This window comes from Pseudoalteromonas sp. XI10 (assembly GCF_001469895.1).
Classification (GTDB): Bacteria; Pseudomonadota; Gammaproteobacteria; order Enterobacterales; family Alteromonadaceae; genus Pseudoalteromonas.
This window is the reverse complement of record NZ_LOPY01000037.1, coordinates 111,612-124,188: the sequence shown is the minus strand read 5'-3', so window position 1 is coordinate 124,188 and position 12,577 is coordinate 111,612. Positions and strand designations below refer to the sequence as shown.

The 12,577-nt window shown below is 41.5% G+C and carries 12 protein-coding genes and 3 tRNA genes; 1 reads left to right on the top strand and 14 read right to left on the bottom strand.

What is annotated here, in order from left to right; genetic code table 11:
* Positions 1 to 8: 8 nt before the first annotated feature.
* The 14 genes from AUR67_RS07750 to AUR67_RS07685 all read right to left on the bottom strand — a co-directional run bounded on the left by AUR67_RS07750 (position 9) and on the right by AUR67_RS07685 (position 11,880).
* Positions 9 to 84 (bottom strand) — tRNA-Lys (locus tag AUR67_RS07750).
* A gap of 54 nt (positions 85 to 138) precedes the next feature.
* Positions 139 to 214 (bottom strand) — tRNA-Lys (locus AUR67_RS07745).
* A gap of 63 nt (positions 215 to 277) precedes the next feature.
* Positions 278 to 353, bottom strand: a tRNA-Lys gene (locus tag AUR67_RS07740).
* A 168-nt stretch (positions 354 to 521) separates the two neighbouring features.
* Positions 522 to 1,283, bottom strand: a complete 762-nt coding sequence (gene ybgF, locus AUR67_RS07735; RefSeq protein ID WP_058584822.1) for a tol-pal system protein YbgF — start codon at positions 1,281 to 1,283, stop codon at positions 522 to 524.
* A gap of 12 nt (positions 1,284 to 1,295) precedes the next feature.
* Positions 1,296 to 1,838, bottom strand: coding sequence for a peptidoglycan-associated lipoprotein Pal (gene pal, locus AUR67_RS07730; protein WP_054553016.1), 543 nt, complete (start codon positions 1,836 to 1,838; stop codon positions 1,296 to 1,298).
* A 34-nt stretch (positions 1,839 to 1,872) separates the two neighbouring features.
* Positions 1,873 to 3,231 (bottom strand): Tol-Pal system beta propeller repeat protein TolB, encoded by a 1,359-nt coding sequence (gene tolB / locus AUR67_RS07725; protein WP_058584821.1) that lies wholly within the window; start codon positions 3,229 to 3,231, stop codon positions 1,873 to 1,875.
* Positions 3,232 to 3,240: 9 nt separating this feature from the next.
* Positions 3,241 to 4,179, bottom strand: a complete 939-nt coding sequence (gene tolA, locus AUR67_RS07720) for a cell envelope integrity protein TolA (protein WP_058584820.1) — start codon at positions 4,177 to 4,179, stop codon at positions 3,241 to 3,243.
* Position 4,180: 1 nt separating this feature from the next.
* Positions 4,181 to 4,615: a protein TolR gene (gene tolR, locus AUR67_RS07715; protein WP_054561289.1), complete on the bottom strand. Its 435-nt coding sequence runs from the start codon at positions 4,613 to 4,615 to the stop codon at positions 4,181 to 4,183.
* Entirely contained in the window at positions 4,602 to 5,306 is a 705-nt protein-coding gene (gene tolQ, locus AUR67_RS07710; protein ID WP_054561288.1) for a protein TolQ, read from the bottom strand. The genes tolR and tolQ overlap by 14 nt, the downstream gene beginning before the upstream one ends.
* 1,068 nt (positions 5,307 to 6,374) lie before the next feature.
* On the bottom strand, positions 6,375 to 7,379 hold the full coding sequence (gene ruvB / locus AUR67_RS07705) for a Holliday junction branch migration DNA helicase RuvB (RefSeq protein ID WP_058584819.1): 1,005 nt from the start codon (positions 7,377 to 7,379) through the stop codon (positions 6,375 to 6,377).
* A gap of 7 nt (positions 7,380 to 7,386) precedes the next feature.
* Entirely contained in the window at positions 7,387 to 8,007 is a 621-nt protein-coding gene (gene ruvA, locus AUR67_RS07700) for a Holliday junction branch migration protein RuvA (protein ID WP_055198696.1), read from the bottom strand.
* A gap of 1 nt (position 8,008) precedes the next feature.
* Complete coding sequence (ruvC, locus tag AUR67_RS07695; protein ID WP_054561285.1) at positions 8,009 to 8,533, bottom strand: crossover junction endodeoxyribonuclease RuvC; 525 nt, start codon at positions 8,531 to 8,533, stop codon at positions 8,009 to 8,011.
* A 136-nt stretch (positions 8,534 to 8,669) separates the two neighbouring features.
* Positions 8,670 to 11,171: an ABC transporter permease gene (locus AUR67_RS07690; RefSeq protein ID WP_058584818.1), complete on the bottom strand. Its 2,502-nt coding sequence runs from the start codon at positions 11,169 to 11,171 to the stop codon at positions 8,670 to 8,672.
* Positions 11,161 to 11,880, bottom strand: coding sequence for an ABC transporter ATP-binding protein (locus AUR67_RS07685; protein WP_054561283.1), 720 nt, complete (start codon positions 11,878 to 11,880; stop codon positions 11,161 to 11,163). The genes AUR67_RS07690 and AUR67_RS07685 overlap by 11 nt, the downstream gene beginning before the upstream one ends.
* Between AUR67_RS07685 and AUR67_RS07680 the strand changes: the two genes are divergently transcribed.
* Entirely contained in the window at positions 11,881 to 12,498 is a 618-nt protein-coding gene (locus AUR67_RS07680; RefSeq protein WP_058584817.1) for an arylesterase, read from the top strand.
* Positions 12,499 to 12,577 lie beyond the last annotated feature (79 nt).

The following is a 12,577-nucleotide window of genomic DNA, read 5'->3' as shown; positions in this document are numbered from 1 at the left end:
AAAAAGAATGGTGGGTCATGATGGACTCGAACCATCGACCAATGGATTAAAAGTCCACTGCTCTACCAACTGAGCTAATGACCCGCTCGTTGCTTATTAAAAGCTGCGTAAATCCGCCGATATGACCATTCAAAAGAATGGTGGGTCATGATGGACTCGAACCATCGACCAATGGATTAAAAGTCCACTGCTCTACCAACTGAGCTAATGACCCGCTCAACTGCTTATATTAAGCATTACGTAAATCCGCCGATTTAAGATTACCACTCTAATAGAATGGTGGGTCATGATGGACTCGAACCATCGACCAATGGATTAAAAGTCCACTGCTCTACCAACTGAGCTAATGACCCGCTCTTTTTGCCGCATTTTGGCTGTTGTTACCAATCGCCTGCTGCGGGCGCTTATAATACTTATTTAAATGCTGAGTGCAACAGAAAATATCTCTTTTTTTAAGTTTTTATGTCTAGTTGCCTAATTTTAGACCGCTTATGTCAAAAAGCAGTCTAATCAGGTCAAATCTACATTTGCGACAGACGTTCTGTGGCTAATTTTGCAGCGGTAGTACTTGGGTACTGATTAATTAAATCATTAAAAGTTTTAAGGGCTTGCTCGCCTAAACCTTGATCCGCTAATAAGGTTCCTAACTTTAACATCGCATCTGGGCGCTTATTAGAATTAGGGTATTCATTCACAACTACTTTAAAGTGCTCAGTTGCACCAGCTTGATCGTTTTGAATTGTTAACAGCTGACCTAACCAATAATGCGCATTAGATACATACACTGAATTAGGGTAAGTAGTTAAGAATGTTTGGAACTCAGGAATTGCTTGCTCATAACGTTTATCTTTCATGATTAACGCCACAGCACGGTCATAGGCTTCGTTTTCAGATAGGTCTGAACTGATTGCCTGTGATGCACCCACATCCGTATAAGTGTTAGTAGGTTGAGTTTGTGTTGCAGCAGGCTGGCTATAAGCTTGGCTTACACGGTTCTCAATCTCTTGATAAAGCTCACGCTGACGTTGTAATACTTTTTCAAGCTTATAGCTTTGCTCTTCAGTAATACCACGTACTTGGCTCACTTCGTCTTGTAAAATATTAAGCTGCTGCTGAAGCTCAGCTTGCAATAAATTACGTGACTTCATCATGTTTTCTAAAGCGACTAAACGCTTCTCAATGCTCGATTGCGAGCTTGCAGCTTCTGAAACAGGAGCGGGAGCAGCCCATAACTGGGTGCTCCCGCTTAAGATCATTGCTGCCAAAATAATTTTCGGCTTCATAATGACTCTTTATTAGTAAACTAATACTGCGCGACGGTTCTTCGCGAACGCTTCTTCAGTGCGAGACTTAACCATTGGCTTCTCTTCACCATAGCTCACTACTGACATTTGGCTAGCAGAAACACCTAAACTTTGTAGGTATTTTTCTACTGCTTGACCACGGTGCTCACCTAGTGCGATGTTGTACTCAGGCGTACCGCGCTCATCTGCGTGACCTTCGATTAGTACTTTAACTGAAGGGTTTTGTACTAAGAACTCAGCGTGTGCTTGTAAAAGCTCAGCATATTTGCTTTGGATTTTTGCGTTATCAAAACCAAAGTAAATGATTTGCTCTTGACGTAACGCTTCGTACTTTTCACGAAGTGCTTCTTCAGCTTGTTGCTCTGGAGTAAGCGTTGCAACTTCAACAGTATCAGTGTTGTTTGATTGCTCAACCATACCTTGGTTAGATTGGTTTGCAGCACCTTCGTCAACACCTGAAGAAGAGCTACACGCCGCTAATGTCATCACTGGCACAGCAATTAGCAGGCCTTTTAAAGTTTTATTAAGTTGCATTTAATTGATTCCTATATTGAGTAAACCAGTAAAATTACTGTAAATAAGGCGACCAAGCTGGTGCCTTTACTTGTCCGTTTAGCACAGGTAAGCGTGCTTTAAAGCGACCGTCCATAGAAACTAACGCCAACACCTGTTTATTATTATGAAGCGTGCTGTAGATAATCATCGAGCCGTTTGGAGCGATACTCGGTGATTCATCTAAGCGAGTTCTAGTTAATACTTGAAACGCGCCTGTAGCTAGCTCTTTCTTAGCAAGATGGTATTGACCGTTGGTACGGTTCACCATCACTAATTCTTTTCCGTCTGGAGAAACCGAACCTGCTAGGTTCATATCTCCGTCAAACGTCATGCGTTTTGACCTACCAGTTTGCAAATTTAACTTATAAATCTGAGCATTACCACCCCTTTCAGACGTAAACACAATATCTTGCCCATTAGGGAACCAAGATGGTTCAGTATCTATACTACGGTGGTTTGTAAGACGTCTTTCTTTGCGAGTTGCAAGGTCTAAAACATATACTTCTGTTGCACCATTTCGGTCTTTAGAAAGTACTAATAATAACTTTTTACCATCAGGCGAGAACTGCGGTGCACCATTAATACCAGGATGGCTTGTGATCAGCTCACGTTTACCTGTGTATAAATCTTGAATGTAAATTTGGCTTTGACGATTCTCAAATGTTACGTACGCAAGCTTAGTACCGTCAGGTGACCACGCTGGTGACATTAATGGCTCTTTAGAGCGAAGTAACACTTGCTCATTAAAACCATCGTAATCAGCAACTACAAGCTGGTATGGCTTAGGTTCTTCTTCGCGAACTATCACATAAGCAATCTTCGTTAAGAATGCACCTTTTTCACCGGTTAGCGCTTCGTAAACTACATCACTAATGCGGTGCGCGTAACGGCGAAAACCTGTTTCAGCAATTACACTTTCACGTGCGTCTAAAATGTGATCTTGGCTTTTAACTAATCGGCCATTGCTCATCATTTGCGTTTCGCCACCGGTAATTTGACCACGAATAACATCAATAAGCTCATACTTAACTAAGTAACGGCCATTTGTTTGCTGCTCTACTTGGCCTACAAGAACCGCTTCAACGCCTTTATTAACCCAAGCGCCGTAATCAACGTCGGTGTCAGTAGCTGGAAGCTGCGGCATTGTGTTCACATCAATTGGCTTAAACTTACCACTACGCATTAAGTCAGCTGCAATCACTGAGCTTAATTTTTCAGGGATAGTTCCTACACCATTGTACTGGAAAGGTACAATCGCAATTGGACGTGCACCGTCAATACCATCGGTGATCACAATTTCTAGTGCAGCACTGGCAATGCCATGAAAGCCCAGTAATACAATAAAACATGCTGTTTTTATCTGGTTAAACATATCATTCCTTTAAAATTGAGGCGCTATTGTTAAATTAATATTTTTAAGTTGCTCAAATACTTCACGATCTTTTGATACTGGCAATGTGTCTGCCATACGCACCGCACGCATTGCAGCTTCGCATACCAAGGTATCTCCGCCAAGTGATTTTACTTGAGTCACTAAGCCATTAAAACCAAGACGAATATTAAGACGACATTCTTTACCTTTCATCTTCTCATCTTTTAAGAAGTTTTGTTGAATGCGCGCCATAATTAACGCTTTATATTTTTCAACTTCGCCCACTACTTGTTGCTGGCGCACTTTATTACGTGCAGCCTGCTCAGCAGCTAATTGTTCTTGTAGCATTTGCTCTTGCAATGCTTGCTGGCGTTTACGCTCTGCTTCAGCTTCTTTGCGTTTACGTTCAGCTTCAGCTTCGGCAGCTTTACGCTTACGCTCTTCTTCCGCTTTCTTTAACGCCTCTTCTTCAGCTTTACGTTTTTCAGCTGCAGCTTTCGCTGCGGCTTCAGCTTCTTGCTTTTGCTTTTCAGCCTGTTGCGCTTTAGCTCGTTCTTTCTCTTGAATTTCACGTGCTTTCTTCGCTTGTGCTTCTGCTTCTGCTTTTTCCTTCTCTTTCGCGCGGCGTTGCTGCTCTAGCTTTTTAAGGCGTCTGTCTTCAGCTTCACGTTGCTTACGTGCATCATTTGCACGGCGCTCAAGGTCACGAATACGTTTTGCTTCGGCTCGTTTTTTTGCTTCTTCTTGCTTTTTAAGCTCGGCAATTTTCTGCTCAACCTTTTGCTGATCAACCGTTACTGCGGCAACGGCTTTTTCAGGCTCTGGTAAAGCAGGGTTCAGCGTTACTTCCATCACCTTAGGCGCTGGCATATGAAAATTAGCTGTTGCTACTAATAAACCTGCTATTGCAAGGTGCAAAAGAACCGATTTTACTACTGATGCACCCATACTAGCCTTTCGTCCCCTCGAATGATTCGGTCATAAGACCCACTGAAGGCACACCAGCATTTTTCAAAAAGTCCATAAGCAGCAGTACTTCTTGATAAGAAACACGGCCAGAACCTTTAATCATCACAGGTGTATCTGGATTTTTTTGTAGCTGAAGTTTAATTACCGCCGCAACATCCAGCGCTTCCATTGGTGCTTCTGGGTCAGTACCAATACTTACATAGTACTTACCTTCAGCATCAATTGAGGCAATGATAGGTGGTGTATCTTTAGTATCAACTAAATCCGATTCTTCCATTTTAGGCAAGTCCACTTTTACGCCATGGGTAATAAGTGGCGCAGTTGCCATAAATATAATTAGTAGTACCAACATTACATCAATGTAAGGTACTACGTTTATTTCACCTACAGGGCGACGTTTCTTACGCTGATACATTCGCTTTAGCCTCTATTTGCGCAGCTGCTTGGCGGTGTAAAATATTGGCGAATTCTTCCATGAAGTTAATGTAATTACCTTCAAGCTTTTCTACTTTATTAGCAAAACGGTTGTAAGCAATTACAGCAGGGATTGCAGCAAATAAGCCCATTGCAGTTGCAATCAGCGCTTCGGCGATACCTGGCGCTACCATTTGTAGCGTTGCTTGTTTAACTTCACCTAACGCGATGAATGCGTTCATAATACCCCATACCGTACCAAACAGACCGATGTAAGGACTAATTGAACCCACTGTTGCTAAAAACGATAAACTTGACTCAAGCTTTTCAACTTCGCGCGATAGCGCAACTCGCATTGAACGATGTGTGCCTTCCATTACGATGCCTGCACTTTGAAATGTATTTTTCTTATGACGTGCAAACTCTTTAAATCCTGCAACGAATAATGCTTCAACACCTGATGCACCACCAGGACGAGCAGATACTTCGTTATATAATTTACTTAAATCAATACCTGACCAAAACTTTTGCTCAAAACGCTTAGCGCCATTAAGTGCATCAGAAATCGCTTTTTTACGTTGAAAAATAATTGCCCATGACATTACCGACATACCGACTAATGCCAACATTACTAGCTGGACAAGTACACTGGCTTCTAGAATAAGATCTAAAAAGTTAAGCCCTGATCCCACGTTAAACTCCTAAAATAGATTTCTATGTAATTTGTTATATTTTTTACACTTGCATTTATTGACCACAATCATGGCCAAAAGTTACATCTAGTGTATCTAGTCAGTTATAAACTGACAACGCTCTTGCTGTGAATTAGCGGCAAATAACGGTAAAAAGCAATTTGCTTAGTTATTTTTTAGCCATATTAGGTTTTATCAACACATTTACGCATATTTTCACCTTAATAATAAGTCACTAGAATAGCTCTCAAAAGCAACCAAAACAGACAAAAACACGACGTTTATTCATAAATTACGCATAAACACCCAAAAGCACTTTTGCAAATCTACTACAGAATACTTAAACTAATCCTGAATAAAGATCACAAGAATTATAAAAACCATTTTATTCAGATGGTTAAAAACAAAATAGTTACAAAGTGAACAAAAAGAAAACAATTCAATTTTTAGCTCACATTAGTTTTTTTTATCTGAAAATAAAATTTTTCTAGTTTGAAGAAAAATCCATCATTGCGTATTATTTACCTATACCGAGCTAGCAACCTCATGAAAGTTTCTTTCATCAAGCTCCGTTTTTAGCAATATGAAGTTTCGTATTGCTCTAGGTTTACTTAAATCGGGATAAAACCTTATTCAAGTAGACCGTAGTTCCCTGGATTACTTCCTTCAACTTGTTGTTTGCCCGCATCCTTATGCGGGCTTTTTTTTGCCTACACAAACGCCAATGAGAATACCTACCGATAACTTAACAGCATGTGAATTACAGATGTTAAAATGAGACAACAACCCACTGGTTAGTGGTTAGTGGTTAGTGGTTAGTGGTTAGTGGTTAGTGGTTAGTGGTTAGTGGTTAGTGGTTAGTGGTTAGTGGTTAGTGGTTAGAACAAAGTAAAACTAATATCATCTATAGCAAGCTTTTTGTTTAATTACACAAATAAAACCACCCTCTCGGTCAACTGAAATCTAACTTCTGAAATCTAACTTCTGAAATCTAACTTCTGATATCTAACTTCTGATATCTAACTTCTAATGTCTAACTACAAAAAACCCCGCTTCGCGGGGTTTTAGTTATTTCTCTGGCGTTAGCCCAAAGTGTAAATAAGCAATATCTGAAACGAGTCGTCCGCGGGGGGTACGTTGAATAAAGCCTTGTTGAATTAAAAAAGGCTCTATTACATCTTCGATGGTTTCTTTTTCTTCGCCAATTGCAGCCGCTAGGTTATCAAGGCCAACTGGGCCGCCCATAAATTTTTCGATAATAGCTAGCAAGTATTTTCTATCCATGTAGTCAAAACCGCTTTTATCAACATCAATCATATCGAGGGCTTGTTCTGCAACTATGGCGTTCACTTTACCGTCTGATTTCACTTGGGTGTAATCACGAACGCGGCGTAATAAACGGTTTGCTATGCGCGGTGTACCTCGTGAACGCTTGGCGATTTCGGTAGCACCTTCATCACACATGGTTAAGTCTAAAAAGCTTGCTGAGCGGGCAACAATTTTCGATAAGTCTTCAACCGAATAAAACTCTAATCGCTGAACAATACCAAAACGGTCTCTAAGTGGTGAGGTGAGTGAGCCAGCACGAGTTGTTGCACCAATTAAAGTAAATGGCGGCAAATCAAGCTTGATTGAGCGTGCTGCGGGGCCCTCACCTATCATAATATCCAGCTGATAATCTTCCATTGCGGGATACAAAATCTCTTCGACTTGCGGGCTCAAGCGATGTATTTCGTCAATAAACAGTACGTCGCCTTCTTCAAGGTTCGTTAAAAGCGCAGCTAAATCGCCTGCTTTTTCGAGTACTGGCCCCGACGTTGTTTTAATATTAACGTTAAGCTCGTTGGCTACAATGTTTGCAAGTGTAGTTTTACCAAGACCCGGCGGACCAAATATTAATAAGTGATCCAGCGCTTCGCCACGATGGCGAGCGGCCTCGATAAAAATTTCCATTTGTTGCTTAACATGCGGCTGGCCTGTGTAATCGGTTAACAGCTTTGGTCGTATGGCACGATCAACACTGTCTTCGTTACTTTGTTCACTCGCATCTATTAAGCGATCTGCTTCAATCATGGTTTACTCACAACATTGATTTTAGAGCTTCTTTAATTAGAACCTCGGTCGTCATATCTGGTTTGTTCACTGTTTTAACCGCTTTTTGTGCTTGCGGTAGCTTATAGCCTAATGCCACAAGTGCTGATACTGCATCATCGGCAGCATTATTTGCCACTAGAGTATCATCACTTGATGGCTCAATGACGGCATTATCGCTAAATGGTGTAAATAAGTCATTACCCCAATCTTTGAGTCTGTCTTTCATTTCGAGCACTAAACGCTCAGCCGTTTTTTTACCAACACCCGGCAATTTTACCAGTGTTGTTGCATCTTCATTATTAACACAGCTTACAAATTGCTGCGCCGACATACCCGATAAAATAGCTAGACCAAGTTTTGGCCCAACACCATTGGCTTTTAAAAGCTCTCTAAATAAAGCGCGTTCGGTTTTGTTGTTAAAGCCAAATAATAGCTGGGCATCTTCACGTACCACAAAATGGGTATAAATAACCGCTTGCTCACCCACTGCTGGTAAATCATAAAAGCAGGTCATCGGCATTTGCACTTCGTAGCCTACACCACTTACTTCAATAAGAATTTCTGGCGGCTGTTTTTCTACTAGTAAGCCATTTAATCGACCAATCATATTACTTCCTTAATCGTCCTCTTACGGTTTTGCTCGCACTGCCCGCAAGTTTTATTAAATTTTGTTCTGAGTGTGCATGACAAATAGCAATTGCCAAGGCATCTGCGGCATCGGCTTGAGGGGTACCTGGCAGCTTTAAAATGTTTTTAACCATATGCTGAACTTGAGACTTATCGGCGCCGCCATTACCTACAACGGCCTGCTTAATTTGCCTAGCTGAATACTCATAAACTGGCAGCTCTGCCATTGAAGCGCCAACAATAGCAGCACCGCGTGCTTGACCGAGCTTAAGCGCTGAGTCTGGGTTGTGTGCCATAAACACTTTTTCGATAGCAAAACTGTCTGGTGAGAATTGCTCTACCAATTGACTGATCCCTTGGTAAATCATTTTTAAACGTACCGGAAAATCGTGATCGGCCAATTTAATGCAGCCACTACCTAAATAAGTGAACTTAGCACCTTGGTGAGCAATCACGCCGTACCCTGTTAATCGTGAACCAGGATCAATCCCTAAAATAATCGCCAACTAACTGAACCGTCTATTATCATTATTATCTGCGGTTAATAATGCCAGAGCACTGTATAAATTACCAGTAGCCAATTGCAATTCATAAAAAATGCCCGCAATTGCGAGCATTTTATAGTCAACCTTCAAGAGACTTTTACGCGAGCGAACGTAATAAGCCTTGGGTATTTTTTCGCATTGTGCGGGCTATCATCAAATAGCCCAAACATGCCACAAATAAGCCACCGACTGCTGGGCCAATTACCCAAATGTGAGGGTGGAACTTACCTGCTAAATCGAACATTTGTTTTTGTACTATTAACAGAGCGATGTCACTGACAATGGCAGCGACTAAACCTGCAGTAACGCCTAATAGTAAAAACTCATATAAGGTGGCATTTTTAATTAAACGCCCTTTAGCACCTAAAGTTCGCAAAATAACAATCTCTTGCATTCGCTCGCCTAAACTTGCTTGCACTTGTGAAATAAGTACTAAAGCGCCACAGGCAACCACAATCGCTAGTACAAACCCTATCGCTAACGATACTTGCTCTATGGTTGAGCGAATTTGTTTAATGAAACTCTCAACATCTATCACGTTAACCGTTGGGTATTGACGCATTAGCTCATTAAACTCACGTTTTTTCTCTGCTTTTACATTTACCGATGAAATATAAGTAGCCGGAAAACTCGCTAGCACATCAGGGCTTAAAATAATAAAGAAGTTAGGTTTAAGCGTGGTCCAATTAACCTTACGTACACTGGTAATTTTTGCATCAAACGACTGCGCACCGATTAAGAAAGTAAGCGTATCGCCAATTTGTACATCAAGGCGTTCAAGCATTGACTCTTCTACCGATGCCTCGGCTACTGAGTCTTCAGTAAACCATGTACCGTCGATAAGCTCGTTTTGATTAGGTAAGTCTTTACGCCAAGTTAGGTTTAACTCACGACCAATACCAGAGCGGGCTTCTTCGTCTTTCTTTTCGTTGTCTTCTTGCGATACTTCGCGGGCAACCAACTCACCATTAACGGCGTTTACACGGCCACGAACAACCGGATAGAAATCAGATGTTGGCATATCGTTTTGCGCTAAGAAGCTAGTAATAGGCTCTAACTCTTGCTCAGTAATGTTCACTAAAAATGAATTAGGTGCATTTTCAGGAAGCTGAGACTGCCAATCCGAAATCATGTCGTTCTTAAGTACAATTAAAAACAGTAATAGTTTGATAGCCAAAGCAAAGCTAATTAATTGTACCGCATTCACATTGGCACGCTTTTGAATTGACGCAATCGCCAATGACCAACTGTTGCCCGGACTCAAGCCAAGTTTACGACCACCACCAAAAATAACCTTTGATAAACCAAATAACACGGCAATTAAAAATGCCGTCGAAAGGAACAAAATTGCACTAATTTTGATGTTGTTACTAAATAACCACATCAGTAAAAACACAGTAAGCGCCGACATAGTAAGGTGCACTTTACTTACCAATAAACGGTCGCCTAAGTTACGGCGAAGTACACGCAGCGGCGGAATATCAAATAAATCGAGTAGCGGTTTAATTGAAAACATAACCGCACAAATCACACCCGTGCTAATCGCAATAATCCAAGGTTTTGCCGATGCGCTTGGTAGTGCTGTGCCCATGGTTTGTGCCAAATAATCGGTCGCAACCGCTTGTAAACCATAACCAATCAGTAAACCGACAATCACCGACATTGAACACACAAGGCTCAAATGTAATAAATAGATTTTACGGATCATCGCGCGGCTACCGCCAAGCGTTTTCATCATAGCAACTGGGTCGTACTGACGTTCACAATAACGTTTTGCCGATACCGCAATAGCAACAGCAGCTAAAATAATGCCTAGTAAACCAGCTAGCAATAAATAGCTTTCGGCACGATTTAAACTATTAGAAATAGGTGACTGGCGGTCTTTAACACCATACCAACGTTGGTTTTCTTTCATCTGTGGTTTTAACCACGCATAAAAGCTATCTAAGTTATCTTTGTCACCAGCATAAAGTTGGCGGTAAAACACACGGCTGCCCGGCTGAATTACCTCTGTAACAGCAATGTCTGCTTCATTAATTAAAATTCGTTGGCTGCTTGAAAACACATTAAACGGTGCATCTGGCTCTTCGGCTACAACATGACTAGCCGTAAACGTAGCAGCACCAAGCTCTACTTTATCGCCCACTTTAATGTTTAGCGCATAAAACACAGATTCACTTAACCACACTTCACCACGACTTGGGATATCAGAAGTTACTTGTGGTTGGTCAGTCAGGCTGGTTTTTACTTTTAACTCACCTTTTAACGGATAGGTATTTGATACCGCTTTAACCGAGCCAAGTTGCATTTCGTCACCGGCAAATAACATGGTATCGAAGTAGGTTATTTTAGCGGTGCGTAAGTTTTCTTGGTTGGCTTGTTCTAAAAACTCAGCAGGCAAAGCATGGTTACTAGCTAAAACGCGATCAGCGGCAATAAAAGCACTGCTTTTTTCTTCAATACTTTGACCAATTCGGTCGGTAACCATAGACAGTGTTAAAACAGTGAGAACAGCTAAGGCTATTGCTGCACTGATCACTGTTAATTCGCCACGCTTAAACTCACGTGAAAACAGTTTTAGTGCTAATTTAGCCCACATTCGCTTGCACTCCTTCGCTTTCTTTTACAGTTACTAACTGCCCTGCTTCTATGTGTAAAATTTGCTGACACTTTTGTGCAAGCTGCTCATCATGGGTTACTAAAATGAGTGTCGTGCCATGCTCTTTATTTAGTTCAAATAATAAAGACTCAATTAACTTACCGTTTTTGCTATCTAGGTTCGCTGACGGTTCATCGGCAAATAAGATTTTAGGTGTGCCAATAAATGCTCGCGCAATTGCTACCCGTTGCTGCTCACCGCCAGATAATTGCGACGGGTAATGACCCACGCGATGACTCAAACCTACTTTTTCAAGTAGCTCAAGTGCTTGTTGTTTAGCGTCTTTGCTACCCGCAAGTTCAGCAGGAAGCATTACGTTTTCAAGGGCTGTTAAGCTTTGTACAAGCATGAAAGACTGAAATACAAAACCTACTTTTTCAGCGCGAAGTGCTGCCCGTGCTTCTTCATCTAATTCGTGTAATGCGGCTCCGTCTAAATGGATGCTGCCCCCCGTTGATTGGTCAAGGCCTGCCAATAAACTTAATAAAGTAGACTTACCCGAACCAGAGGTGCCTACCACTGCAACTGAGTCGCCCGACTTGACATTAAAGCTGATGTCACTGAGGATGGTCAGGTCGCCCTCAACCGTGGTGACCGTTTTAGAAAGTCCTTTAACTTGAATGATGTTTAATTGAGAAAGCGCTGACATATGATGCATCCAATCCTACGTTTTATATTCGTTTTACTGTTAGTAATCAAACCACTTACGGCAGCAGCTGACAACACAATTTTAATTTTAGGTGACAGTTTAAGCGCCGCTTACGGTCTTAAACAAGAGCAAGGCTGGGTTAAATTGTTACAAGATAAGTACGATGAAAAAGACCAATCTGTATACTTAGTAAACGCCAGTATTAGCGGTGAAACCACAGGCGGTGCCCTAAGACGACTCGACGCGTTACTGAGCGAATTTGAACCCACTCATGTACTCATTGAGCTAGGCGGAAACGATGGTTTACGAGGTTTCCCTATTAAACGCCTACAAGCTAACCTACGTGATTTAATAACAAAAAGCCAACAAATCGGGGCGAAAACCGCCGTAATGGAAGTGCAAATTCCACCTAACTATGGCCCGCGTTATACCAAACTTTTCACCGATAGCTTTAAAACCATTGCCGATGAAACAGATTCTGAGCTCATGTCCTTTTTCATGCTTAGTATTGCAGGCCGTCCAGAACTTATGCAAAACGATAACCTACACCCTAATGCCGATGCCCAACCATTAATACGCGACTTTATGTACAAAACGATCAACGATTGGCTAGATTAACCTCTAGCCCATTGATTTAATACCGATTGCCTGAACAATTAACAGGCAATCGAACTGCGGAGATATTGATTTTTATAAA

What these genes read in the sequence shown, in the direction of transcription:
- ybgF (WP_058584822.1), bottom strand. Translation starts at nt 1,283, where the DNA reads ATGAAGCCGAAAATTATTTTGGCAGCAATGATCTTAAGCGGGAGCACC.
- pal (WP_054553016.1), bottom strand. Translation starts at nt 1,838, where the DNA reads ATGCAACTTAATAAAACTTTAAAAGGCCTGCTAATTGCTGTGCCAGTG.
- tolB (WP_058584821.1), bottom strand. Translation starts at nt 3,231, where the DNA reads ATGTTTAACCAGATAAAAACAGCATGTTTTATTGTATTACTGGGCTTT.
- tolA (WP_058584820.1), bottom strand. Translation starts at nt 4,179, where the DNA reads ATGGGTGCATCAGTAGTAAAATCGGTTCTTTTGCACCTTGCAATAGCA.
- tolR (WP_054561289.1), bottom strand. Translation starts at nt 4,615, where the DNA reads ATGTATCAGCGTAAGAAACGTCGCCCTGTAGGTGAAATAAACGTAGTA.
- ruvB (WP_058584819.1), bottom strand. Translation starts at nt 7,379, where the DNA reads ATGATTGAAGCAGATCGCTTAATAGATGCGAGTGAACAAAGTAACGAA.
- ruvA (WP_055198696.1), bottom strand. Translation starts at nt 8,007, where the DNA reads ATGATTGGTCGATTAAATGGCTTACTAGTAGAAAAACAGCCGCCAGAA.
- AUR67_RS07690 (WP_058584818.1), bottom strand. Translation starts at nt 11,171, where the DNA reads ATGTGGGCTAAATTAGCACTAAAACTGTTTTCACGTGAGTTTAAGCGT.
- AUR67_RS07685 (WP_054561283.1), bottom strand. Translation starts at nt 11,880, where the DNA reads ATGTCAGCGCTTTCTCAATTAAACATCATTCAAGTTAAAGGACTTTCT.
- AUR67_RS07680 (WP_058584817.1), top strand. Translation starts at nt 11,881, where the DNA reads ATGATGCATCCAATCCTACGTTTTATATTCGTTTTACTGTTAGTAATC.